Origin of the sequence: Mesobacillus stamsii, from assembly GCF_030814065.1 — a bacterium.
In the GTDB taxonomy this organism is placed as follows: domain Bacteria; phylum Bacillota; class Bacilli; order Bacillales; family Cytobacillaceae; genus Mesobacillus; species Mesobacillus stamsii.
Map to the genome: position 1 here is coordinate 153539 of NZ_JAUSUN010000001.1, position 21504 is coordinate 175042.

Annotated in this window: 24 protein-coding genes; 4 read left to right on the forward strand and 20 right to left on the reverse strand. The window is 42.4% G+C overall.

The features are described 5' to 3' along the window. Position 1 precedes the first annotated feature (1 nt). The 8 genes from gabT to J2S25_RS00865 form a co-directional block, all read right to left on the reverse strand. Positions 2 to 1339: a 4-aminobutyrate--2-oxoglutarate transaminase gene (gene gabT, locus J2S25_RS00830; RefSeq protein WP_307190984.1), complete on the reverse strand. Its 1338-nt coding sequence runs from the start codon at positions 1337 to 1339 to the stop codon at positions 2 to 4. Positions 1340 to 1431: 92 nt separating this feature from the next. Beyond that, positions 1432 to 2718, reverse strand: a complete 1287-nt coding sequence (locus tag J2S25_RS00835; protein ID WP_044394408.1) for a peptidase — start codon at positions 2716 to 2718, stop codon at positions 1432 to 1434. After that, complete coding sequence (locus J2S25_RS00840; protein WP_044394409.1) at positions 2705 to 3379, reverse strand: 3-oxoacid CoA-transferase subunit B; 675 nt, start codon at positions 3377 to 3379, stop codon at positions 2705 to 2707. Before J2S25_RS00840 ends, J2S25_RS00835 begins: the two co-directional genes overlap by 14 nt. Then, positions 3364 to 4056, reverse strand: coding sequence for a CoA transferase subunit A (locus J2S25_RS00845; protein WP_044394410.1), 693 nt, complete (start codon positions 4054 to 4056; stop codon positions 3364 to 3366). The genes J2S25_RS00840 and J2S25_RS00845 overlap by 16 nt, the downstream gene beginning before the upstream one ends. Beyond that, positions 4057 to 5418, reverse strand: a complete 1362-nt coding sequence (locus tag J2S25_RS00850; RefSeq protein WP_044394411.1) for an aspartate aminotransferase family protein — start codon at positions 5416 to 5418, stop codon at positions 4057 to 4059. Between the two features lie 185 nt (positions 5419 to 5603). After that, on the reverse strand, positions 5604 to 6584 hold the full coding sequence (locus tag J2S25_RS00855; RefSeq protein ID WP_307190985.1) for a S66 family peptidase: 981 nt from the start codon (positions 6582 to 6584) through the stop codon (positions 5604 to 5606). 342 nt (positions 6585 to 6926) lie between these two features. Beyond that, complete coding sequence (locus J2S25_RS00860) at positions 6927 to 8393, reverse strand: NAD(P)/FAD-dependent oxidoreductase (protein WP_307190986.1); 1467 nt, start codon at positions 8391 to 8393, stop codon at positions 6927 to 6929. A 182-nt stretch (positions 8394 to 8575) separates the two neighbouring features. Next, positions 8576 to 8722 (reverse strand): YjcZ family sporulation protein, encoded by a 147-nt coding sequence (locus J2S25_RS00865; protein ID WP_084221789.1) that lies wholly within the window; start codon positions 8720 to 8722, stop codon positions 8576 to 8578. A gap of 237 nt (positions 8723 to 8959) precedes the next feature. Here J2S25_RS00865 and J2S25_RS00870 point away from each other — a divergent pair, with 237 nt between their 5' ends. Next, positions 8960 to 10054: an SGNH/GDSL hydrolase family protein gene (locus tag J2S25_RS00870; protein WP_307190987.1), complete on the forward strand. Its 1095-nt coding sequence runs from the start codon at positions 8960 to 8962 to the stop codon at positions 10052 to 10054. An 87-nt stretch (positions 10055 to 10141) separates the two neighbouring features. Then, a complete protein-coding gene (locus J2S25_RS00875) occupies positions 10142 to 10747 on the forward strand; it encodes a DUF502 domain-containing protein (RefSeq protein ID WP_044393320.1) in 606 nt (201 codons plus the stop codon). 20 nt (positions 10748 to 10767) lie between these two features. Here J2S25_RS00875 and J2S25_RS00880 read toward each other — a convergent pair whose 3' ends face one another. The 4 genes from J2S25_RS00880 to rsgA all read right to left on the reverse strand — a co-directional run bounded on the left by J2S25_RS00880 (position 10768) and on the right by rsgA (position 13472). Further along, positions 10768 to 11268, reverse strand: a complete 501-nt coding sequence (locus J2S25_RS00880; RefSeq protein ID WP_044393308.1) for a PTS sugar transporter subunit IIA — start codon at positions 11266 to 11268, stop codon at positions 10768 to 10770. A gap of 30 nt (positions 11269 to 11298) precedes the next feature. Continuing rightward, the gene (gene msrB, locus J2S25_RS00885) at positions 11299 to 11733 is read right to left on the reverse strand and encodes a peptide-methionine (R)-S-oxide reductase MsrB (protein WP_044393307.1); all 435 of its coding nucleotides are present in this window, start codon (positions 11731 to 11733) and stop codon (positions 11299 to 11301) included. Further along, complete coding sequence (gene msrA, locus J2S25_RS00890; protein WP_307190988.1) at positions 11730 to 12269, reverse strand: peptide-methionine (S)-S-oxide reductase MsrA; 540 nt, start codon at positions 12267 to 12269, stop codon at positions 11730 to 11732. The genes msrB and msrA overlap by 4 nt, the downstream gene beginning before the upstream one ends. A gap of 135 nt (positions 12270 to 12404) precedes the next feature. Then, positions 12405 to 13472 (reverse strand): ribosome small subunit-dependent GTPase A, encoded by a 1068-nt coding sequence (rsgA, locus tag J2S25_RS00895; RefSeq protein WP_052807000.1) that lies wholly within the window; start codon positions 13470 to 13472, stop codon positions 12405 to 12407. Positions 13473 to 13803: 331 nt separating this feature from the next. Between rsgA and J2S25_RS00900 the strand changes: the two genes are divergently transcribed. Then, complete coding sequence (locus J2S25_RS00900) at positions 13804 to 14565, forward strand: DUF4397 domain-containing protein (protein ID WP_307190989.1); 762 nt, start codon at positions 13804 to 13806, stop codon at positions 14563 to 14565. 91 nt (positions 14566 to 14656) lie between these two features. Here J2S25_RS00900 and J2S25_RS00905 read toward each other — a convergent pair whose 3' ends face one another. The 8 genes from J2S25_RS00905 to ilvA form a co-directional block, all read right to left on the reverse strand. Continuing rightward, entirely contained in the window at positions 14657 to 15241 is a 585-nt protein-coding gene (locus tag J2S25_RS00905) for a YpmS family protein (RefSeq protein WP_044393302.1), read from the reverse strand. Between the two features lie 27 nt (positions 15242 to 15268). After that, positions 15269 to 16075 (reverse strand): SGNH/GDSL hydrolase family protein, encoded by an 807-nt coding sequence (locus J2S25_RS00910; protein ID WP_307190990.1) that lies wholly within the window; start codon positions 16073 to 16075, stop codon positions 15269 to 15271. Between the two features lie 114 nt (positions 16076 to 16189). Continuing rightward, complete coding sequence (locus J2S25_RS00915; RefSeq protein WP_128721523.1) at positions 16190 to 16774, reverse strand: SCO family protein; 585 nt, start codon at positions 16772 to 16774, stop codon at positions 16190 to 16192. Positions 16775 to 16888: 114 nt separating this feature from the next. Further along, on the reverse strand, positions 16889 to 17842 hold the full coding sequence (locus tag J2S25_RS00920; protein ID WP_307190991.1) for a nucleoside hydrolase: 954 nt from the start codon (positions 17840 to 17842) through the stop codon (positions 16889 to 16891). A 120-nt stretch (positions 17843 to 17962) separates the two neighbouring features. Beyond that, positions 17963 to 18214, reverse strand: a complete 252-nt coding sequence (locus J2S25_RS00925; protein WP_044393297.1) for a DUF2535 family protein — start codon at positions 18212 to 18214, stop codon at positions 17963 to 17965. 188 nt (positions 18215 to 18402) lie between these two features. Next, positions 18403 to 19161, reverse strand: coding sequence for a twin-arginine translocase subunit TatC (gene tatC, locus J2S25_RS00930; protein ID WP_044393295.1), 759 nt, complete (start codon positions 19159 to 19161; stop codon positions 18403 to 18405). A gap of 103 nt (positions 19162 to 19264) precedes the next feature. Beyond that, positions 19265 to 19468, reverse strand: a complete 204-nt coding sequence (locus J2S25_RS00935) for a twin-arginine translocase TatA/TatE family subunit (protein WP_044393293.1) — start codon at positions 19466 to 19468, stop codon at positions 19265 to 19267. Between the two features lie 171 nt (positions 19469 to 19639). Beyond that, positions 19640 to 20908 carry a threonine ammonia-lyase IlvA gene (gene ilvA, locus J2S25_RS00940; protein WP_307190992.1) on the reverse strand — a complete coding sequence of 423 codons (1269 nt, stop codon included), beginning with the start codon at positions 20906 to 20908 and terminating at the stop codon, positions 19640 to 19642. A gap of 164 nt (positions 20909 to 21072) precedes the next feature. Between ilvA and J2S25_RS00945 the strand changes: the two genes are divergently transcribed. Further along, on the forward strand, positions 21073 to 21294 hold the full coding sequence (locus tag J2S25_RS00945; protein WP_044393289.1) for a hypothetical protein: 222 nt from the start codon (positions 21073 to 21075) through the stop codon (positions 21292 to 21294). The last annotated feature ends 210 nt before the right edge of the window (positions 21295 to 21504 follow it).

The window sequence follows — 21504 nt, forward strand, 5'->3', positions numbered from 1 at the left end:
CTTATCCCTCCTGCTGCTTGCAGCATTCAAAAATCACTGACTCAAGGACATCAAATCCTTCCTCCCTTTGTTCGTCCGTAATAACAAGCGGAGCAAGAAGCCTGATGACGTTGCCATAAAGGCCTGCGCTCATTAAAATCAATCCGCGCTGATGAGCCTTCGCAAGTATTTCCTTAACAATCTGTCCATTCGGCTGACCGGTTTGATCGAAAAATTCGAGTGCGCACATTGCTCCTAAAGACCGGATTTCGCCAATTTCAGAGAATTGCTTTAACAGCGTTCCAAATCTTTCCTGGAATTTTTCCCCAAACAAAATTGCTTTTTCGAGAAGGTTTTGCTCCTGTATCATTTTAACGACTTCTATTGCTGCAACACATCCGAGAGGACTTCCGCCATACGTTCCGCCAATTTCCCCAACCCCGGCGGAATCCATGATTTCAGCCCGCCCTGTCACCGCGCTGATTGGAAGTCCGGCTGCTATTGATTTTGACATGGTGATCAGATCTGGTACCACTCCGAAATGTTCCATTGCAAACAGCTTTCCTGTCCTGCCAAAACCAGTTTGAATTTCATCCGCAATAAAGAGAATTCCATACTGTTCACATATTTTTTTTACAGCCTGCACAAAAGTCTTTGAAGGGATGTTAAATCCTCCTTCCCCCTGGACAGGTTCCATGATCACCGCGGCTATTTCTGTTCCTGGCACCTCACTCTGGAAGAATAGCTCAAACTTCTTCAAAATAGATGCATCTAGCTTCTCCGGAGACATGCTTTTCTCCTGCGAATAGACAGGATATGGCCATTTATAGGTTTCTGGTGCAAATGGACCGAACTGGTACTTGTATGGTTTCACCTTACTAGTCAGTGACATTGCCATATAGGTCCTTCCATGGAATGCACGCTCAAACGAAATAATTCCTTTTCTGCCGGAAAATTTCCTGGCAATTTTCACCGCATTCTCGACTGCTTCGGCACCGCTGCTCAGGAAAAAAGTTTTTTTGTCATGATCGCCAGGGGTAATTTCGTTTAGCAATTCCGCCAGTTCAATATAAGGTTCATACATCATCACATGAAAACAAGGATGGAGATAACGGTCAATTTGTTTATGAAGTGCAGTCACAACTTCAAGCGGACAATGCCCGACATTCAGCGTCCCGATTGCCCCTGCAAAGTCAATGAATCTGTTCCCGTCAACATCCGTTAATAATGCACCCTCTCCGCTTTCAGCAAACGATTTGATCGTATTAAATGGACCTCCGGGAATATTTTTCTCTTTTCTTTCCAGCAGTGCCTTCGCCTTCGGACCCGGAATAGCAGTTTTGATCCTGATAGCTCCCACTTTTTGACTCCTCCTAATCGATATGGTAGCAGGTTACTGAATAATTTTTCTGCTTCGTTTCTTCCTTCCTTCCCCAATGTTAGTAATGCCTGCTATTCACTGATTTCACACCATTTAAGCAAAGTGAGAGCAATGATTTCCGCCGAATCAAAGACATCCTCTAGCTTGATATATTCGTTTGCCTGATGTGCCATTTCCGTGACCCCTGGCCCAAAAACCACAACCGGGATTCCACCAATTTTTGAAAGGATGCCGCCATCTGTCGCCCAAGGAGAGGCTTCAATGAAAGGTTTCTGTATTTTGACAGCTGTGTAACTTTCAGATAGGACTCGAACCAGTTCATGCTCTGGATCCAGATCGCCCGGTACCCAGCTTGCACCAAACCAGTCTAGTTTAGGCTTGTGTATTCTCAGCCAAGCGTCCATGACGCTGACATCGGAGAGCGCTTCAGCCATTTCCCGTTTGGCTTCCTCCTGTGTTTCATTTGGGGCAACCCCCATCCTGCCTTCAATAATCGCCAGGTCAGGAACGGAGGAAGGCCAGTCACCGGCATGTAGTTTGCCGATATTGATCGGAATTGGTATTGGAATGTGATCAAAAAACGGATCCGTTATTCTCTCGTTTCTCTCCTTCTCCAATGTTCTCAGTCTATCAATTACCAGCATCGCTTTTTCAATCGCATTGATTCCTTCATAGCTTGTGCCGCCATGGGCACCTTTGCCTTTAACTGCAATCCTAAACCACATAGAGCCCTGCTGCTTAGGAAATAGTTTCATGTTCGTTGGCTCCGGAATGATTGCTGCCTCTGCCTTATAACCTCTTAATACGGCAGCAAGCGACCCTGCCCCGCCGCTTTCTTCTTCGATTACGCTCTGGAAAATGACATCTCCTTTTAACTTGATCCCTGTATTTTTTATCGCTTCTATCGCCATCAGCAAGGAGGCAGTACCGCCCTTCATATCCGTCGAGCCTCGGCCGTAAAGCTTGCCACTTTCAATATATCCGCTGTAAGGATCCCGATGCCAATCGTTGCTATCACCGGCGGGAACCACATCGATATGACCATTCAGGATCATTGATTTCCCTCCGCCCGTTCCCCTCATGATTCCAACCGCATTTGGGGTACCTTTGAAATTGCTGCGATCAGAGCAAAACGCTGGGTGGCTAGCAAGTCCGTCCCCTCCGATTTCCCAGATATCCATTTCGAGGCCTAACTCACGGCATTTTTCAATTACAACAGCCTGAGCTTTGCTTTCTTCTCCCCTTGTACTTGGTTCCTGTACCATTTTTTGTAATAGACGTGTTCCCTTGATTCTAATTTCCTTAATATATTTCCGCACCTTTTCCTCAGCAACTTGCACGGTATCAATTCCTTTCATAATCAATAAACCGGAGATTCTCAGCAATGGAAAATTCACAGGCTGTTTTAGCTGTAACCTCAGCAATGGTATATGGCGCAAAAAGTTCAGAAAGAATCATGGAGCCTTCCTTTATTTTAAAAACTGCCAGGTCGGTGATCACGATATCGACACAGTTGGAGGCAGTCAGTGGCAAAGAACATGACTTTACCAATTTGGACACCCCGTTCTTGTCGGTGTGGTACATCAGCACAGCAACTTTCCTTGCCTTTTGAGCCAGCTCCATCGCCCCACCCATTCCCGGAACTTTTTTGCCGGGGACGATCCAGTTCGCAATGTCTCCTTTTTCGCTGACTTGCAAAGAACCGAGTATGGTGAGGTCAACGAGTCCTCGCCGAATCATTCCAAATGCCATCGCACTGTCACAATAGGAAGAACCTGGAATGGTCGTAACCGGAAACCCTCCAGCATTGCATAAATTTTCATCTTCCCATCCTTTTTCAGGCGATGCACCCATTCCAACTATTCCATTTTCGGCATGGAACATCACCTGTATGTTCCGGGGCAGATGGTTAGGCACTAGAGAAGGGATTCCAATGCCCAGATTGACTACCATCCCAGAAGTGATCTCCTCGGCAGCCCTCATAGCCATTCTATTTCTGACATCTATTCCCATGCCCATTTCCAATTCACCCCACAAGATGGAATCACCCTATCCACGAAAACACCAGGTATCACAATTTCCTCTGGGTCCAGACTGCCAAGCGGCACAATTTCCTCTGCCTCAGCTATAGTAATTTTTCCCGCCATCGCCACGAGCGGATTCGTATTCCTCGCGCTTTTATCGAAAACCAGATTTCCGAATGGGTCGGCTTTCTTTGCATAAACGATCGCGACTTCTGCTGTCAGCGCTGTTTCAATCAAATATTCCTTGCCGTTCAAAGTTAGCTTTTGTTTGTCCTTTGCAACAAACTCATGATCGACCCCAACATCCGTTAAAATAGCGCCAAGCCCCATCCCACCCGCTCTTATCCGTTCCATTAATGTTCCCTGCGGCGAGAACTCCACCTCCATTTCCCCCCTAGTCATTAGCTCTCCTGCAACAGGATTCGAGCCAATATGGGAGGCAATCACTTTCCTAGCCCTCTTTCGGCTGACAATTTTACCGATACCGATTTCTGGAAAACCTGTATCATTTCCAATCAACACAAGATTTTGAATGTTCTTATCTAGAATGCCCCCTATCAGAGCGGGAGGGGAACCGACTCCCCCAAACCCGCCAAACATCAAGGTCATTCCGTCATAGAAATATTCCATAGCCTGCTCAAGCGTCGTAATTTTTCCGAATGGATTTTCCATCTATTCATCCACTCCATTTTCCAAAGGAACCCCCAGTGTCTTATATACTTCGATGAATGTTGTTTGCAAAAGGGCAATCAGTTCGTCTATTTCACGCTTGGTTACGGTTAGTGGTGGTGCGATGATGACTGCGTCCCCTGACAGTCCATCAAGGCCGGCTCCCGCAGGATACAGCAATATTCCATGGTCTCTGCCTGTTCTAACAACCAGCTCCGTCAGTTTTACGCTCGGGTCAAACGGGATTTTCGCTGCAGGAAATTGGACAAACTCCAACCCAAAAAGCAAGCCTTTCCCCCGAACCTCTCCAATAAAGGGGAATTGGGTTTTTAAGCGATCGAGCTTATTTTTCAGATAAACAGACTTCGATTCTACCTCTTTTAAAATTTGATGGTTGTCAAGGTATTCGAGAACCGCTAAAGCAGCAGCACATGATTGAGGATTAGCGCTTAGAGTATGGCCGCTTATGATTACTTTGGAACCCTTGAGGATTGGCTCCATCACATGATCACTCACGACGGTTGCTGCTATTGGCGCATAACCTGCACCCATCCCCTTGCCAAGGGCAACAATATCGGGAATCGTATTCCAATGCTCTATGGCAAGCATGGGCCCAGTTCTGCCAAATCCTGTCATAACTTCATCAGCAATAAATAAGATGTGGTTTTCCTCGCAAATCCTTTTTATTGTTTTGTAGTAGTCTTCCGGTGGCGAGATCGCTCCCCCGGCAGCGCCAATCACTGGTTCTGCAATAAATGCGGCGATATGGTCAGCTCCGATCCTTTTTATCGCAGTTTCTAGCTCGATAGCGCATAAAAAACCGCATTCCGGCGCTGATTTTTGATAGGGACAGCGGTAACAATACGGAGGCGAAATCGTCGGAAACTCCTCAAGCAATGGCACAAACCTCGCTCTTCTTCCGGGATGCCCTGACATCGATAGTGCTCCAAGCGTGATACCATGGTAACTAACCCACCTTGAGAGAATTTTTGTTTTTGACTTGATCCCTTTTTCCTGCCAGTACTGGATTGCAATTTTCAGAGCGGTTTCTGTCGCTTCTGACCCACTGTTTACAAAAAAGCTCCAGTTCAGGTCACCAGGCAATAAATCAGCTAGTTTTTCAGCCAGCTTTTCTGCCGGTTCACTAGTGAATTGAGAACGATAAACAAATGAAACTCGCTTGGACTGTTCATGCATCGCCAGAATGATTTCCGGAACTCCGTGTCCAATGTTTGCCGTAACAGCCCCAGATGAAGCATCAAGATACCTCTTTCCAGCTTGATCAAAAAGATAAATTCCTTTCCCGTAGTCAATCTCCGGATAACTCTCATCCAGGGCAGGTTTGATTAAATAGGACGGCCGCATAACTTCACTCCATTCACCGCAATTAAAATCAAACGGATATTCTGTAAATTATATGAATCCAAAACGGGAATCTTTCTTATATAGGAAAAAAATCATCACACCATTTACAGCAAAACAACAAAGGGTCAACATATAAATTCTGATACTACAAAAAAAGACACCTATTTTAGGTGCCCCATCAATGTCTATTCAGTTTGTTCAATAAAGATTTCCGTTTCCTCTTTATCTGCTTTTATGGTCGCAATAGATCCAATCGGCACGGTCGCGAATGGCTGAACATGTCCAATATTCACATTTGCGATGATCGGAATATTCCTTAATTCTTCTTTGTTCAAGATGATTTTTCTTAAGGCCTCTTCGGTAATATTAGAATTTTTTTGAAAACGACCAATCAAAAGAGCTTTTATCGAAGCGGCATCTGGAAGGTGAAGAAGTGACTGAAGGTCTCGATCAAAACTTCTGGAATGACTTTCTTCATCATCTTCCATAAACAGGATGCTATCTTTCAAGTTTGGCATAAATTCTGTACCTTGAAGCAGGTTCATGGTGCAAAGGTTGCCGCCAATCAACCTTCCCCGAGCTTCCCCTTCCCGAATGACCATATAGCCATCGTTTTCGTGGAATACCCGGTTTTCCTGTTCTAAATACCAGGCGTCATCTGACCATGTTTCAGAAGGAAAAATTTCATATGGTGCATCATTGGTAACTGCATCCAAAAATGAATCCAATGTATATTCCAGCCCATACTTCACGCCAAAAGTCGAAAAGTGCGGGCCTGAGTATGTTACCAGCCCGGTTTTCTGATAGATTGCCAGCTGCAACGCCGTTATATCGCTGTAACCGCATAAAATCTTCGGATTGCGAGCGATCAAATGAAAGTCTATGTATTTCAAAAGCTGATTGGAATTGTATCCGCCTATCGCCGTTAAAATTCCTTTTACATTCGGGTCGATAAATGCATCATGCAAGTCCTCGATTCGTTCCTCAATTGAGGAACTGTAAAACTCATCATGAGCATCAGCATTCTTGCCAAATGTCACCTTGAATCCAAGCTTCGTCAATCTTTCAACAGCCAGGTCCAGTTGGGCTTCCTTCAAAATGATCATGCTTGTCGCTGGTGCGATGATCCGAATTTCATCCCCAGGCATTAACTTTGGTGCAAACATATTCTCCCCGCCTCTTCTATGATATCTACTATTCTATCAGAAAAGCGCAAGCGCCTTGGTCAGCCCCGACAAGCGCTGGAGATCCGACCAGTGAAGTTGTTCTTTAACTTCATTGGGCGGACCGAAACCGAAAAGTATAGCCGACTGCCCAGAAACGCAGAAACTGGAGACTCCAACGGAAGAAGCGCTTTTTGCTTCTGCCGTTGGAGTTGAAGTTTCGGAGTTTCTAGGAGGCGACACTAGACAAGCGTCTCGAGGGGCTAGGCGCTGGAGCTGGACAATTCTCAAAGTAATTTTATACTTTCTTATTCTGGAAAGAAAAGGCAGTGTGTAAGCAGTTTACTAGCTAAGTACAGGTTCAGCTATTCGACCTGATTTTGCCTTCTCGATAATATCAGTGGCTATCCACACTCCACAGGCGCTTGCCTGTGCGAGTCCGCGCGTAATGCCTGCGCCGTCTCCGCCAACATATAGGCCACGGATTTCCGTTTCAAATTTGTCATTTAACTTTGGACGTGCGGAATAAAATTTCGCTTCCACTCCATAGAATAATGTATGTTCTGAAGCAAGTCCAGGGGTAACCATGTTCAGAGCTTCCGTCATTTCTATCAGACTTTTGAGGGTGTTATACGGGAGAACTAACCCTAAGTCTCCTGGTACCGCTTCTTTTAATGTTGGTTCAAGAAAACCCTCTTTGATTCTTTTTTCCGTTGATCTGCGTCCTTTTAAAAGGTCTCCGTATTTTTGCACAATCAGCCCACCGTTTGAAAGGCTATTCGCCAAACGGGAGATTTCATGGGCGTATTCATTTGGTTGATCGAATGGCTCAGAAAAGGTATGAGACACAAGCAGGGCGAAATTCGTGTTATTGCTTCCACGTTTAGGATCTTTATATGCATGGCCATTTGCCAGCATGATTCCAGAATGATTTTCGACAACAACATGTCCAGATGGGTTGCTGCAGAAGGTCCGGACGGTGGTCCCTACTGACGTATGGAAGATAAACTTTCCTTCATATAAATGTTCATTTATTTCTTCCATGACGACATTGGAAGTTTCCACTCGAACACCAATATCGACCTGATTATTGATCATCTTAAGTTTTCTCTTTTTTAAAAGCTTTGTCAGCCATTTGGAACCGTCACGACCAGGTGCAACCACGACTTTATCAGCAAGAATTTTCTCTCCATTTTTTAGTTCTATACCTGTTACTTTATGACCGACAGGCGTTTTCTCTGTAATCAAATCCTCGATTTCCGTTTTGAACGCCATGTCTACCTTCTCTTTTAAGTATTCAAATATATCCTTTAAAATCTCAAGATTTTGTTCTGTACCGAGGTGGCGCACTTGAGCTCTTAGCAGCTTTAATCCTGCTGCATAACCCCTTCGTTCGATTTCGCGAACCTTGTCAGTCAATGGGTCTGTTATGCTTTCTGTTGCGCCATGCTTAAGATTGATTTGATCTACATAGTTAATTAGTTCGACCACTTTAGAAGCGGGAAGATAATCCGTCATCCAGCCGCCAAATTCACTTGTTATATTGAATTTTCCATCGGAATAGGCACCTGCCCCGCCGAAACCATTGGTGATCGAACACGCTGGCAGGCATCCTGCAAAATCTTTTTTTCCTGATGGCGGTGGGCATTTTTCGATTTTCTTTTGTAAAATCGGGCAGTTTCTTCGATAAATATCGTGACCTTTATCTACAAGCAGAACATTCGCTTCTGGCATCTTTAACGATAACTCGTAGCAAGTGAAAATCCCTGCCGGACCTGCTCCAACGACAATCACATCATAGTTTGGTTTCATTCTGATCCCCCACCACTTCAGTTTTTTGCTTAACCAATGGCAAATATACCAAATAAACACGAATTAGTCAATCAAAACACGAACGAAATTAAATTCAGATGAAAAATTGTTCGCAAAAACAATAAGGCTGCCTTGTTAGCTGACAGCCTCGTGAACTATTTACGACTCGTGTTTTTATCAGTTTAGTTGTAGCAAGCACCAATGATAATCAACAAAATGAACAGTACCACGATCAGCGCAAAACCGCCATAACCGTATCCACCACTGGCAGCTCCTGCATAAGCATAAGGGTAACCTCCGCCGCAGAAGGTCCCATAGGACGGTGCCATTGCCATTGGGGCATTGACAGGCATTGGGGCATTATCATATCCGTACATTTATAAATCACTCCTCGTTTTTTTATATTGCTTTCCCTTTACGGTATGATATGGGTACTTGACCTGTTTGTGCATTAGCCTATTTTTTCCTATATCATTTTTCGCGTCCTTGCCACTTTTTCCATTCATTTACGGACGACAAAACGGTAAAATGGAATAACAAAACCAAATCCGAAAGGTTCGTCGATTATGAAATCCAGCGCTAAAAAAGTTATGACCCTCCTTTTGCTTACAGCCACAGTGATTTCCTTTTTAGCGATTCAATCAGAACAATACTTGTCCGAAGATGTAAATGTTTATGAAAAAATCTCCGCCGGTTCCTCGATCAATTACTTGATTATCGGAGACAGCATTGGTCGAGGAGCTGGAGCAGAAACAAAAGACCTAACATGGCATAGCCAGTTTGAGATGCTTCTTAGAGATTTCAGCGGTTCCGAGGCACGCCGGAATAGCATTGTCCAAAGCGGGGCGACTGCATTTGAAGGGTTATTTAAACTGCAAAAAGCTCCAAAATCCCGTGATATCGACCTCATTTTCGTCCTTTTTGGTGAAAATGATCGGAAATATATGGACGCCGAGCAATTCACTTTTTTCTATGAGCGGCTGATCAGAACAGCAAAAGAACGCTACCCTAACTCGGAAGTGATCACAATCATTGAAAATCCTTTAAGACAGGAAAAATTTGCAGATGCTATTTACAGAATTTCTTTCCATTATGGCGCTAAGTCATTGGACATGCGAACCCCTTTCAAGGAATCAGGTATGCTGACAGAACAGCTGACGACCGATATGGTACACCCAAATGGAAAAGGGTATCGACTATATGCTTATTCCATAATGGAACTGATCAAAAATCATATTCAGAAGAAATCGGATATTGCCGGTTATCCGAAACCGTTGACCAGGAATCAAGCAATCTATTTGGCTGAAAAAAAACACCCCGATGCCAGCAATGGCTTTCAAAGTCAAAATGGCGTAAATATTAGCAAACATCCCGGTGATTCTCTCGAATATGAGTTTGAGGGATCCATTCTTGGAGTGAAGGCAACAAGAAGTCAAAATGGCGGATTGGTAAACGTTTATATAGATGGAAACTATGTGCGGACCATTTCCACCTGGTGGCCGTTCTTGCGCGAGCGCTTCCTATTTATTGCAAGCGAACTTGAAAGTGGCCCGCACACGGTCCGTTTTGAAACACTAGAAGGAGCATCTCCACATAATAAAAGCGACAAAACAATGGTTCAAATTTCTTCCATCATCGTTGCTGTTGAGGAGAAAAAATAATATAGAAATTTCTGATAAGAGAGTGTATGATCTATTTATATGCCCGTATTTTTTGAAAGGGCAGCAATCATTACCGAAGGAGAAACTATGAGAAGTATATTCAAAAATTTCATGAACGGCATTCTTGCCATTGTCCCGATTATCCTCGTAATTTATGTGATTTATAAAACTTTCATGTTTCTGGATAGTATCCTAGGAAATGTGTTGAAGCCTTTTTTAAAAGAAAGTTATATACCAGGTATCGGCCTGCTGACAACATTGGTCTTGATTACATTTCTTGGCTGGCTATCGACCCGATTCATCACTGGCAGCATCATCAGGCTTGTTGACAGACTACTGGAAAAAATCCCTTTCGTCAAAACGATTTACTCCGTCATCAAAGATACCGTCCATTCTTTTCTTGGCGATAAAAAGTCGTTTTCAAAAGTAGCATTGGTTACGGTACCGGGAACCAATATGAAAAGTCTTGGGTTCATTACTTCTGACAACCTTCAGGTATTTCATGAAACATTATCAGAACACGTTGCCGTTTATATACCGCAAACTTTTCAAGTAGCCGGTTTTACCTTTCTGATTCCAGTAGCAGACATTGAAATTCTCGATGTAAAACCTGAGGATGCAATGAAGTTCATCCTATCTGGAGGAATGACTTCTGTAAATGGAGAAAAAAACGGGAAACAAAACAGCCGCTGACAAACATCAGCGGCTGTTCCCTATTCAAAGGTTACTTCAAGAATTGGTGTGGATCCTCTTTCGACATTGCTTTCTGTCCATTTTTTTACGGAGGCAGCCTGGTCGGTGTTCGTGATAATAATCGGGGTTATCGTACTCTTCGCTTTTTCTCTGATAATTTCCATATCAAAGGTTACTAGTTTTTGACCAGCTTTTACTTGATCTCCTTGCTTCACATGGGTTTCGAAACCTTCCCCTTTTAAGGAAACCGTCTCCAGTCCAATATGAATGAGAATCTCTGCCCCATTCCTTGCTCTGATTCCTATTGCATGTTTGGTAGGGAAAACCTGAATAATTTCCCCGTCTACCGGCGCAACTACTATTCCCTCTGCTGGCTCAATCGCCAAACCGTCCCCCATCATTTTTTCAGAAAAAACAGGATCCGGAACCTCATTCAGATGGACTGCTTTCCCTGTAATCGGTGCTAGAATTTGGATCGTTTTAATCGGTTCCTCCTTTTTTCCAAACAATTTCTTAAACATACATACCATCCCTTTCTGCGTTCGTTATGATCAATCGTGGAACAGTTTTAGAAACTCTCCATATCCTTCTTCTTCCAACTTTTCTTTCGGAACAAACCTTAGTGCAGCCGAATTGATGCAATACCTCAGTCCGTTTTCTCCTGGTCCATCATCAAACACGTGGCCCAAATGGGCATCCGCACTTTTGCTTCGCACCTCGGTCCTGACCATGAAATGGCTCCGATCCTGTTTTTCGATAACTTCTTCTTCTTGAATTGGTTTCGTAAAGCTTGGCCAGCCGCAACCAGCATCGTATTTATCACGGGAGCAGAATAATGGTTTTCCTGAGACGATATCTACATATATCCCTTCCCTTTCATCATTCCAATATTCATTATGGAACGGCGGTTCTGTCCCATTGTTTTGTGTTACTTCATATTGCATCGGCGTCAGCCTTTTCTGTAAATCTTCTTGATTCTTCTTCATTTATTTTCCCCCCAATGTTGCCTGATAAAAGCTTCACGTCCAGAACCTTTATGATAAGCTTGATACCGTTCGGGATTCTTTTTATAATACCCCTGATGATAGATTTCAGCAGGGTAGAAGGTTTTTGCCGGCAGAATTTTAGTAGCGATTGGCTTTGAGAACAGACCGCTCTCCTCAAGCTTTCGTTTCGACTCTTCTGCAAGCTGCCTCTGTTGTTCATCATGATAGAAGATCGCCGTCTGGTATGATGGACCCCTGTCATAAAACTGCCCGCCCGGGTCGGTAGGATCAATTTGCTGCCAATATAGTTTTACTATTTCCTCATAAGGAAAGACCTCGGGATCAAATATGATTTGCACGGCTTCATAATGGCCAGTCACCTCACCGCAGACTTCTTCATATGTAGGATTTTCCTTCGTGCCTCCTGTATAACCGGAAACAACATGGTAGATGCCTGGCTGCTCATCAAACGGCTTTACCATACACCAGAAACACCCTCCGGCAAAAGTCGCAAGCGCCTGATTTCCTTTATTCATAAAAACACCTCTTCCTATCTCTAAATAACCTCTACTCAAATACTTATTCCCTATTGTATAACTTTTAAAGCAAAAAACACATTTAAAACACTCAACAGTAAAGCCCCTTCCGAAGAAGAGGCTATTTGCTCATGATCATTTATATTTTGTTTTTTGGCGAATTTCTTTATTGATATTTTTCCAATGCTTTTTTTCCTCAGCTTGTGCTTTCTTATCCACCTTCCGGTCAATATATGCCAGCTCTTTTTGGAGCTTTTTATAGCTGGCAAGTCTGCTTTCATCCAGGAGTCCTTCGTCAATCGCAGACCGAACTGCACATCCAGGCTCGTTACCGTGGGTGCAATCTCGAAATTTACATTCTTCGGTGAACTGATCGACATCTGCAAAGCTTTCGCCAAAACCCTCTTCGCCTGTCCATAGCTGAATCTCTCTCATACCCGGTGTGTCAATGAGGACAGCACCATCATGCAGCAATACCATCTCCCGGTGTGTTGTTGTATGCTTGCCTTTATCATCGCTTTCACGAATTTCCTGTACTAGCTGTTTTTCGTATCCTGAGAAATAATTGACCAGACTTGATTTTCCGACTCCTGACGATCCGATTAAAGCGACCGTTCGTCCTGGGGCTAGATATCTTTGTAATTCCTCCATCCCGGTTTCCACAAGTACACTCACTGGTATTACAGGAACCCCAATAGCCACACCTGCCACCAGTTCCAGCTTTGTTTCAAGGTCCGGCTCCAAATCTGCTTTGCTCAATATGATGACGGGATTCGAACCGCTTTCCCAGGCGAGCAAAAGATACCTTTCAATCCGCCTTAAATTCAGGTCATCATTAAGTGAATTTACGATGAACACCGTATCAATATTAGCAGCGACAATCTGCTCCTCGGTGACTTGACCTGCAGCCTTTCTGGAAAACTTACTTTTTCGTGGCAGGATACCCCGGATTGTTCCACGCATTTCACCTGGTGAGGTCTTGACGGCAACCCAGTCACCAACTGCTGGCAAGTCATCCCGGCTATTGGCTTCATATGTCAATTTGCCTGAAAGGGTACAGAGATATTCTCCCTCTTCAAGCCACACCCTGAAACTATGCTTATGCTCCAAGGCAATCCTGCCCAGCTTATAACCTTGAAATCGATCTTCCTCAAAATATTTTTTTATTTCAGCAGTCATTCCGATACTTTCAAGTTTATTCATTCAATTTATTCCTCCAGCATGCTTATTTAATATAAAAAAACCACAGGAATGCACAGTCCCGTGGTTTCATAAGCATGTAGAAAAAAGACGAATAGTCAATTGTGCCGCTTAGGTTGGGACGTGCAATAAGTAACAGTCATCATAATAACATTTAACATTCTGCTCATTGCACTCCACCTACCTCTCGTATAGTTATCTTCAGTATATGGAAAAATCCCCTTCATGTAAACCCTTTTTTATCATTTTCCCTGTTCATTATACCCGGTTCCGCACCGATCATGCCCAATTTGCATATTTTACAGTTGAGTATTCTAGTTAAGGAGTGAGCGGTATGTCCACCAGAAATCAGAATGAATACCTTCATAAAGCTGCTATTTATGATTTATTGGCGAAATACTATAAATACATTGACCCGAATATGCACGTCATGTACTACCATAAACATTTACGAAACCTGAACAAAGCTGTACAGTTAATGCGTTCCTATCCAGCACCAATGAGTACACCAAACTCTTTTCCTTCGATGATACGTTTCTTGCACGCTTCCCCGGAGCTTAAGGCAGTTGATATTTATTTAAATGGCAGCCGGGTACTACGTGACTTTGATTATAAAAACAATAGCAGCCATATGCAGCTGCAACCTGGAAAATACCAGGTTGACATCTATCCTGCGGGAGATAGCGTTTCAACTGTCATCAGCAAAAAGATTGCTCTCGAACCAGGAAGAATCTACACTGCGGCAATTGCTGGCACTGCCAATAAACTTCAGTTACTGATATTCGAGGATCACCCGCAAACACCAGTCGGAGAAACAAAAGCTAGGTTCATCCATCTATCACCAGATGCCCCGGCAGTAGATATTGCTGGAATGAATGGGGATATCCTTTTCCCAAATATACGGTATAAACAAGCTAGCACGTACTTGGCACTAACCCCAATGACCATCTCACTGGAAGCAAAAATAGCTAACACCAAAAACACGGTATTGACGATCCCGGATGTCAAATTGCAGCCTAATAACGCCTACACGATTATTTCAGTTGGATCAGCAAAGGGTGAGCCACCGCTTGAAGTACTTTTATTACAGGGATGATCCTGGCCGGGAGACCGGCCATTGTTATTTGCTTAAGAATTCTGCAGTTCGCCAAAAATCATGCAAAAAGGCACTCGTTAAGAGCACCTTTCTAATCTGCAGGAACCAGTAATGTAAATTTAAGATTGTCCTTCTTTAGATCAAATTCATTCACACGAACCTTTAAATCACTTTTCAGCTTAAGTTTCTGCATGGAGACGTAAACTCTTTCTTCATTTGGCTGAATATCCACTGCTGTGGGCAAATGGTAGCTGTCCCGAACGAACTTAAGCACGGTTGATACGGGAAGGTTCAATCGTCCAACTGATATTGATCTTTGTTTCAGGATTAAATCTCCATTTTCCAAAGCCTGCGGTTCAAACGTCAGCTTCAATTCCAACTCCTGACTGAAAATGGGGATCGTTCCATATAATTCAACCTCATCTGTCAGCAATACTTGATATTCAAACTGGCTGTTTTTTGCTTCTTCTTCTACGTAATGATTGATCACCCTATTCAGGTCCCGTTTGTTCGTCGATACATGAAAGGAAACATCATCCCTTGCCGCATTGCTTTTGTCAGGCTCTATCTTCGATTCCTCAGCAGGCAAGGAAATCAACATCCAAAAAAGCAAAATGGAGGCTGAAATAACTCCCAACAGAATAAAAAAGCCTATCTTCCATTTGTTTTTCACCATTAGTCGTTGTAACTCCTCTTCTCCATTCTAATCATTCAGCGAATCAAGGACCTGTTCATCAAGCAGTTCATAAATCCGATCGGCAATTAACTGATATCCCCGGTCATTAGGGTGAAAATAATCAGTGTACAGAAGGGTCTCTCCGTTACTCAAAAATAAATCATGGATGTCGACAAAATAAGCATTGCCGTCCTGTTCTACTATTGATTTGCTTTCCCCATTCCAAGCATCGACTATTTGATTCATTTCCGCAACATCAGCAAACCAAGTGAAAAATGGATTATAAAGTCCCACTAACACAATAGGAGCGTTAGGATTTGAATGACGAAGTGTCGAAAATATGTCTTGCAGCTGTTCAGCAAATACCTTCTGTCCGATTTGGAAATGATCAAGTCTAAGATTAGAAAAATTGGCTTTTATAACCTCCATCAAATCATTCCCGCCGATTGTTAAAATGATCAAATCAGCTTCTTTTATAGAGGATTGCAAAGTTTTATTTTCCAATCTTTTCAACAGCTGGTCCGATCTGTTACCCCTTACGCCAAAATTCTCAAAACTAGCTTTTCTGATGAATGTTTCCTTTTCAAGACTTTCTTCAAGATACCGTATATATCCGCCCGACTTCCTACTGCCACCAACTCCCTGTGTCAGAGAGTCCCCAGCTGCAACAATAGCCAATTCCCTCGGGAAAAATGAAACCGGCAATGCTTCTTTGATTTCCAACCCCGTTTTCCTTACATTATGGAAATTCCCTTTTTGCAGATTATCAAACGGATTGCATGCTCCTAAAAGCAGAATGATCAGGAAATATAGTAAGGTGAATTTATGATGCAATATTTGTCACCTACCTGTGAAAAAGATGATCCTCATACCATTTCTACTTGCTTGAAGGGATTTGTTCAAAACAGATCGCTTGCGCAAAATACCAAAACAGGCCTGATATTTGGCCTATTGTAGAGTTTTTATGTCTTTGATAATCTGTTCAAACGGTACTTCATTCAAACCGGTATAATATTTCCTAACTACTCCCTCTTGATCGATCAAATAGAAGTCTGTGCCATGAATGACCTGATCTCCTTCTTCAGGTTTTTTGACGAGGGCTTTGAAGTTTTCAAGCGCGAATTTTTCGATTTCTTCCTGGCTGTAACCGGTCAAGAATGACCAATTACTGAAATCCACTTTAAACTTCTGGCCAAATTCTTTAAGAATCTCAGGTTTGTCGACAGTTGGATCTACACTAAAGGACACAATTTCTACATTTTCAAGTTTTTCTTCCTTGATCATATCCTGAAGTTTGGCCATATTGGCTGTCATTGGCGGACAAACATCTGTACAGTTCGTGAAAACAAAATCGGCAACCCACACTTTCCCTTTTAAATCGTCTTTGCTAAGCTGTTCACCAGCTTGAGTCGTAAAGGCGAAATCCTCAATCGGATAATTGACTCCATCCTTTAATCCGCTGTTTCCACAGGCCGTTGCAAAAACCGCAACAGCAGCCATGATGATCAGCAAAATTCCCTTTTTCACGTTCATCACCTGCAATTTCTTATATAGTCCATTACCAATTTTAGCAGACGAGATGGAGAGAGGAAAGAAAAAGATACGAGGAGGATGAAATGGACTATATTCAATTTGTCTCGCTAATCTTTAGGAATTTTTCATCGTGATGAAGAAATCTTTGATGAAGTCGGGATAATGAAAACTGACAGCTACTTGGTGGACTGGGAATTTAGCCTTACTGTTCGTGTTTCTAAAATCTCCGATACTCTGGCCGAATGCCTCGCCGCGATTCACGACAATTTTAACGGGTACTTTACGGTAAACAATCTTCTCCTCATTCAGTAAGGCCCAAAGTGTAAGAACATCATGGAGTGGCGCCCCTGTCAATTCAGGATTTCGCTGCTTATAAAATTTATAGTAATAATCAAACATAGGTTTTACAATACTTCCTACTTTGCTGCCGATTGATTGATAATAAACATCCAGCTCGTTAATAAGCGCAGGTGTTACAATTGCTCCGCTTGTGACATTAAGAGGGATGATCTTGATTGGTGCTCTTGCTTGTGTAATGACAATATTCGCTGCGTATGGATCACCAAAGAAATTTGCTTCTGCAACTGGTGTAACATTTCCCGGTTCATGGAAAACGCCCCCCATAATATAAAAATCCTTTACTTTTTTCATGGTTCCAGGATAAAGGATGAACGCAGCTGCCAAAGAGGAAAGCCTGCCAACGTTTACAATAATAATCTCATCCAAATTTTTTTCAATGATTTCCTGGATACCATGAAAGTTTTCTAGTGTATCATCGACTATAATATCAGGGATGATAGGACCTAGCCCTGCAACTCCATGCACTTCTGGTACATATTCTGGCGGGTCCCCTGTTAACGGAAGTTCAGCACCTGCAAAGACCGGAACATCATGTCTACCTGTAAGTCTCTGTAAGTATGCAGCGTTTCGAAGCGCATCCTGCTTTGAAACATTCCCGTAATCAGCCACTATGCTAACTATCTCGATTTCCTTGTTAAAAAACGCATATAAAATAGCAATATTATCATCAATTCCAAAATCACTTAAGAAAAGCACCTTTTTTGCCATTGCCAGCACCCCCATGTAAAATTATATGGACTGGGTTGAAAATAATGGCAAAAAACCGAATATAACTTAGTGTTTTTATCCTAAAAAACAAAAGCGCCCACTAGGGGCGCTTCCAAAAAATCATGCGTTGTTTTTCAATTTTGCGGATTGGAACAGCTGCTCATAATCCGGCCATTTCATTACTCTCTTTAAATACTCTTTAAACGAATAAAACTTTTTTGCGTTTCTTTCCTGATAGATTGCTGTAATAAAAGATTGCAAACGGACCTGGATCATAAAATAAAACAAACTTTCTTCTTCTAATACAGGAATTTCCACGACTTTAACCTTCTGTCCAACAACGTTTTTGAACTCTAGGCTTTTGAATAACAAAATATCAATCCTCTTTTATCCCCGTTTGTTTATATTATACATCAAACACTGGTCGAAATATGTCTGTTTACGCTGATTATAAAAAAAAATACACTTATACAGTAAGCTGATTTTTTACAATGTACCGACAAAAAACGCATGGGAATCTCCATGCGTTTTTAGACGATTTTTTCGCTCATAGGGGAAAGTTAAGATTCCTCGTCCTCCATATCCCCATATTTCTCCTGCCACTCTTTTTCCTTCTTAAGCTTCCGTCTGTATACCACTTTGGACAAATTGATGCTAATCTCATACAAAAACAGCAGTGGAATCGTCACCAGTATATCTGACATGAAATCCGGAGGGGAAATCACTACTGAGATGACTACTAGGATAAAGTATGCATACTTTCTGACTTTCACTAAAACATATGGATTTATCACTCCAAGTGACGTCAAAAACATTACGACAACCGGCAGTTCAAATAAAACTCCAAACGGGATTGTCATATTCATGATGAACTTGAAATACTTTTCCGCTGTAAAGTTTGTGACCATCATGTCCCCGCTCAATTCAACCAGAAAACTTAGGACTGTCGGAAATATCACGAAATAGCCAAATGCAAGCCCAACAATAAATAGGATAAACAGTGCTGGAATGTACGAAAGGGATAGTTTTCGTTCAATTGGCCGGAGAGCAGGCTTTACGAACAGCCATATTTGTATAGCGAGTACCGGTATTGTGCCAGCAATTGCAATGATCGTAGCGATCATGAAGTAAATCCAGATTATATCGCTCGGCCCAAGGACTATTAACTTTACTTCCAAGTCGCGGACAAAGAAATGATAAATCTCTTTGACAAAATAAAAGCCTAAGCCAAAGAAAAGAAGAAAGGCAACTGCAGAGACAATTAGCCTGTTCCTTAGCTCATCAAGATGATCCACCAGATTTAATTCTTTATCTTCCATAACAATCCCCTGCCAATTCCATTTGTTGCATTTCAATTTTCTTATTAGGGCTGCAAGATCTGCCCCCGAAAGAAAAAGGGGTAAGACAAAAGCATCTTACACCTTATTTAGTAACTTTGGTAATTTCCTTTTTCTCATCTTCCAGTTCATCCATAACATCACTTGTCAATTCACGAGTTGATTTCTTGAATTCACGAAGCGTCTGACCAAATGCACGACCAACCTCAGGAAGTTTCTTTGGTCCAAAGATAATGAGCGCTAAGACAAGGATTAAGACTAATCCAGGAACTCCGATGTTTGATAACATATCAACATCTCCTTTTTCATATTGTAAATCTACTATGATTATAGTTCTTTTCATCCACTAAATGGGGGAATACTGTGAAAGTTCATAAGAAATTCACAAAGCTCCCAATGTTCCACCTGTGTGTCACATTCCTATTTTATACCATTTGTGCTCGATTATCTATTTTAAATATTATACCAGTAAATTAAACAATTGATGATCCTTATTCAATTCCATGAAGGCAAATCCCTTTTTTTCCATGCTTGCAATGAGCCTATTGTATTCACGTTTATTTTTTAATTCAATACCAACAAGCGCAGGCCCGCTTTCTTTATTATTTTTCCTTGTATATTCAAACCTGGTAATATCATCTCCTGGGCCAAGAACATCATCGAGGAATTCCCTCAAGGCCCCAGCTCGTTGAGGAAAATTGACAATGAAATAATGTAGCAGGCCTTCATGAAGCAAAGATCTTTCTTTGATCTCCTGCATTCTGCCGATGTCATTATTGCCGCCACTGACTACACAAACGACCGATTTCCCTTTAATCTCTTCCTTCAAAAAGTCTAGAGCGGCAATTGGCAGAGCTCCAGCCGGCTCCGTAACAATGGCATGCTCATTATATAATTCGAGAATAGAAGTACAGACCTTCCCTTCTGGAACTGCCACGAGTCCATCAATATTTTCCTTGCAAATTTCATAGGTTTTGCTGCCTACACATTTAACAGCAGCACCATCCACAAATGTATCAATTGATTCTAGGGGAATTGGTCCGTTTCTGTCAAAAGCTGCACTCATGGACGCAGCACCGCTTGGTTCGACACCAATCAGCTTTGTAGCAGGGGAAACACTTTTTATGTATGTGCTCAATCCAGCCATCAAGCCTCCGCCGCCAATACTTGCGAGGACATAATCCACAGTATCCTGACTATCATTAAGAATTTCCACGGCAACTGTCCCTTGTCCGGCAATGACATTTTCGTCATCGAATGGGTGGATAAACTCCCTATTATCTTTCTTAGCACATTCGAGCGCTTCGCGGTATGAATCATCAAAAGTATCCCCAACGAGAATGATTTCAATGAATTCACGGCCGAACATTTCCACCTGACTGATTTTTTGACCTGGTGTCGTTGCAGGCATATAAATTTTTCCGTTTACACCGAGCTGTCTGCAGGCGTACGCTACTCCCTGAGCGTGATTTCCTGCACTCGCACAGACAACTCCGCTTTCTAATCCATTTTCCCATAGTAACCTAACTGCGTAATACGCTCCTCTCAGTTTAAAAGAACGGACATGCTGCAGGTCTTCTCGTTTCAGATAGATATCAGCTTCATATTTTTCTGATAATCGTTCGTTTAATTGCAACGGAGTATGGGCAACAATCTCTTTAAGATGCCGATAGGCAATAAGAATATCCTCTACACTTACCCATTTTCCTTTTACTGTTTTCTGTTCCATCTCCTGTCACCCTCACTTTGCAAATAATTAATTTGTTCATTATATCACAAAAAATCGGTTTGTCGATTGAATTTTTAAAATATTTGTAATCTTAGGCTTTACATTGAATAAAATAAGCGTAGAATAACAGATAATAACCAAAAAGCTCTGGAGGGAGTTATCATATGGAATTTAATTTAAACAGTTATGATGGGGCGTTGCCGGTAGAAGTAACCCTCGACGAAGACAACGGACGCTATATGATCCGCAAAAGTGATACGAGTGGAGAGTTTTTTAACAACCCCATGGAAATGGTGAAATGGATACGGAATAATTTGAAACCTGAGGATTTTTGCATTCCAGCAGAGTTCACGAAGATGATGAGTAGCCTTTCCCAATTCGAATAACACATCCACTGCTCCGTCCTCCACAAATTAAAAGATGAATCAGCCGCTGCGTAAAGCAGTGGCTTTGTTGCTTTATCTGCCTTGGTCAAGCAAATCGTATGCATCAGACTTCCTAGTGAGTTTCTATCAGGCGACAAAAACAACGCAGGACTCTATGCCCATTCGTTTTGACAAAAAGCAATCCAGCCGAGGATAATTTGCGATTGAATG

What these genes read in the sequence shown, in the direction of transcription:
- J2S25_RS00835 (WP_044394408.1), bottom strand. Translation starts at nt 2,718, where the DNA reads ATGAAAGGAATTGATACCGTGCAAGTTGCTGAGGAAAAGGTGCGGAAA.
- J2S25_RS00840 (WP_044394409.1), bottom strand. Translation starts at nt 3,379, where the DNA reads ATGGGCATGGGAATAGATGTCAGAAATAGAATGGCTATGAGGGCTGCC.
- J2S25_RS00845 (WP_044394410.1), bottom strand. Translation starts at nt 4,056, where the DNA reads ATGGAAAATCCATTCGGAAAAATTACGACGCTTGAGCAGGCTATGGAA.
- J2S25_RS00850 (WP_044394411.1), bottom strand. Translation starts at nt 5,418, where the DNA reads ATGCGGCCGTCCTATTTAATCAAACCTGCCCTGGATGAGAGTTATCCG.
- J2S25_RS00855 (WP_307190985.1), bottom strand. Translation starts at nt 6,584, where the DNA reads ATGTTTGCACCAAAGTTAATGCCTGGGGATGAAATTCGGATCATCGCA.
- J2S25_RS00860 (WP_307190986.1), bottom strand. Translation starts at nt 8,393, where the DNA reads ATGAAACCAAACTATGATGTGATTGTCGTTGGAGCAGGTCCGGCAGGG.
- J2S25_RS00865 (WP_084221789.1), bottom strand. Translation starts at nt 8,722, where the DNA reads ATGGCACCGTCCTATGGGACCTTCTGCGGCGGAGGTTACCCTTATGCT.
- J2S25_RS00870 (WP_307190987.1), top strand. Translation starts at nt 8,960, where the DNA reads ATGAAATCCAGCGCTAAAAAAGTTATGACCCTCCTTTTGCTTACAGCC.
- J2S25_RS00875 (WP_044393320.1), top strand. Translation starts at nt 10,142, where the DNA reads ATGAGAAGTATATTCAAAAATTTCATGAACGGCATTCTTGCCATTGTC.
- J2S25_RS00880 (WP_044393308.1), bottom strand. Translation starts at nt 11,268, where the DNA reads ATGTTTAAGAAATTGTTTGGAAAAAAGGAGGAACCGATTAAAACGATC.
- msrB (WP_044393307.1), bottom strand. Translation starts at nt 11,733, where the DNA reads ATGAAGAAGAATCAAGAAGATTTACAGAAAAGGCTGACGCCGATGCAA.
- msrA (WP_307190988.1), bottom strand. Translation starts at nt 12,269, where the DNA reads ATGAATAAAGGAAATCAGGCGCTTGCGACTTTTGCCGGAGGGTGTTTC.
- rsgA (WP_052807000.1), bottom strand. Translation starts at nt 13,472, where the DNA reads ATGAATAAACTTGAAAGTATCGGAATGACTGCTGAAATAAAAAAATAT.
- J2S25_RS00900 (WP_307190989.1), top strand. Translation starts at nt 13,804, where the DNA reads ATGTCCACCAGAAATCAGAATGAATACCTTCATAAAGCTGCTATTTAT.
- J2S25_RS00905 (WP_044393302.1), bottom strand. Translation starts at nt 15,241, where the DNA reads ATGGTGAAAAACAAATGGAAGATAGGCTTTTTTATTCTGTTGGGAGTT.
- J2S25_RS00915 (WP_128721523.1), bottom strand. Translation starts at nt 16,774, where the DNA reads ATGAACGTGAAAAAGGGAATTTTGCTGATCATCATGGCTGCTGTTGCG.
- J2S25_RS00920 (WP_307190991.1), bottom strand. Translation starts at nt 17,842, where the DNA reads ATGGCAAAAAAGGTGCTTTTCTTAAGTGATTTTGGAATTGATGATAAT.
- tatC (WP_044393295.1), bottom strand. Translation starts at nt 19,161, where the DNA reads ATGGAAGATAAAGAATTAAATCTGGTGGATCATCTTGATGAGCTAAGG.
- J2S25_RS00935 (WP_044393293.1), bottom strand. Translation starts at nt 19,468, where the DNA reads ATGTTATCAAACATCGGAGTTCCTGGATTAGTCTTAATCCTTGTCTTA.
- ilvA (WP_307190992.1), bottom strand. Translation starts at nt 20,908, where the DNA reads ATGGAACAGAAAACAGTAAAAGGAAAATGGGTAAGTGTAGAGGATATT.
- J2S25_RS00945 (WP_044393289.1), top strand. Translation starts at nt 21,073, where the DNA reads ATGGAATTTAATTTAAACAGTTATGATGGGGCGTTGCCGGTAGAAGTA.